This window comes from Peribacillus sp. P4_C12, from assembly GCF_056402095.1.
This window is the reverse complement of sequence record NZ_JBFUIB010000731.1, coordinates 1-1,523: the sequence shown is the minus strand read 5'-3', so window position 1 is coordinate 1,523 and position 1,523 is coordinate 1. Positions and strand designations below refer to the sequence as shown.

The 1,523-nt window shown below is 31.6% G+C and carries 1 protein-coding gene and 1 pseudogene; both read right to left on the bottom strand.

Translation table 11 applies throughout. The features are described 5' to 3' along the window. Positions 1–924, bottom strand: a 924-nt coding sequence (locus AC1DUW_RS28480) for a hypothetical protein (protein WP_477644138.1), incomplete at its 3' end; no start/stop codon positions are given. A gap of 417 nt (positions 925–1,341) precedes the next feature. Beyond that, positions 1,342–1,523: pseudogene (locus AC1DUW_RS28475) on the bottom strand (terminase large subunit); the annotation flags it as partial.

Sequence of the window (1,523 nt, the reverse complement as noted above, 5' to 3'; positions counted from 1 at the left end):
CAATGATTGATTATTTTTATTGGTTACTTTCATTGCGTCTACTTGCTTATGAAGTTCTGCATTTTCTTTTGTGCTGTTTTCAAGTCTTGCAGCTAATACCTCTTTTAAATCTTTTAGCTGCACTTCTCGTTCAAATGCTAGCCCGCTTAACGAATTAATTTTWTCTTTGTACTCTCCAATCAATGATTGATTATTTTTATTGGTTACTTTCATTGCGTCTACTTGCTTATGAAGTTCTGCATTTTCTTTTGTGCTGTTTTCAAGTCTTGCAGCTAATACCTCTTTTAAATCTTTTAGCTGCACTTCTCGTTCAAMTACTAGCCCACTTAACGAATTAATTTTTTCTTTGTACTCTCCAATCAATGATTGATTATTTTCATTGGTTACTTTCATTGCGTCTACTTGCTTATGAAGTTCTGCATTTTCTATTTTGCTGTTTTCTAGACTTTCAGCAAATGACACAATTACTTTTTCTTTGGTGCTAATTACTTCTTTTAAATCTTTTAGCTGTATTTCTTGCTCAGCTACTAGTCTGCTTAACACCCCATTCAATGAATAATTATTTACATTGGTTGTTCTCATTTCGTCTATTTGCTTATGAAGTTCTGCAATTTCATTATTGTTGTTTTCAAGGCTTGTTGCAATTGAAGCTATATCTTCATTTTTTGTTGCTAATTCCTCTTTTAAATAAACTTTTCGTTTAATCATGTTAGCCACTAACTCATGAATACGAGTCGTATGGACTTCAAGTTCTGAAAAGTATTCATTATGATCACCTACAGCTATGTTTAAACCATGAATTTCAGTTAATACTACCGCCTTTTCAAACCATTCTTTTGACGTAACTCCACTTGAATTTATCATTCGCATAACTTTATTGTGTAAATCGTCACTGATTTTTACATCGAATGTTTTATCTGCCATTCCTAACGCTCCCTTTTGGTTACCTATTAAAGTCTAAAATAATAACTGCTACATCATAATTATCAAATCATCACTAGTCTCTTTCAAATACTTACTATAAAATATGGTGGTATTAAAATATTGAATAGACAAGCGTCTACTAAAATCAATAATTCATAATAAAAAGAAATAAATTCATCATCCAATCGATTTTAGGTTACAAAGATCGCAGCAAATGATGGGATAGTTGTTTCATCAAATTTCCCTTTCTCTTAAGTAATTAAGGATAAAAGGCATGGAATATTAATTAATTTAGGCGTTTTAAAAAGGTTCTTATTGAACTAACTGCCCCTTTAGTTCACCAAAGTAACACCTTCTTTCAACACCCTTCCCAGTTAGTTCAACAAGAAAATCAACAACATCCTTTAAGTGAGCCTTTTAAAAATCTATATCATCCAAGAAAAAGTCCACATYATCCACTAAAATTTCATCTGCTTTAAATAAAGAGTGGATAAACGCCTGGAATCCATCTGTTTTCCTTCTAAATTCGTCTTTTTTCAGATATTCCTTGTTCCCATCCTTTTTAATGTGAACATAGACATTATTGGTATACCAACGCA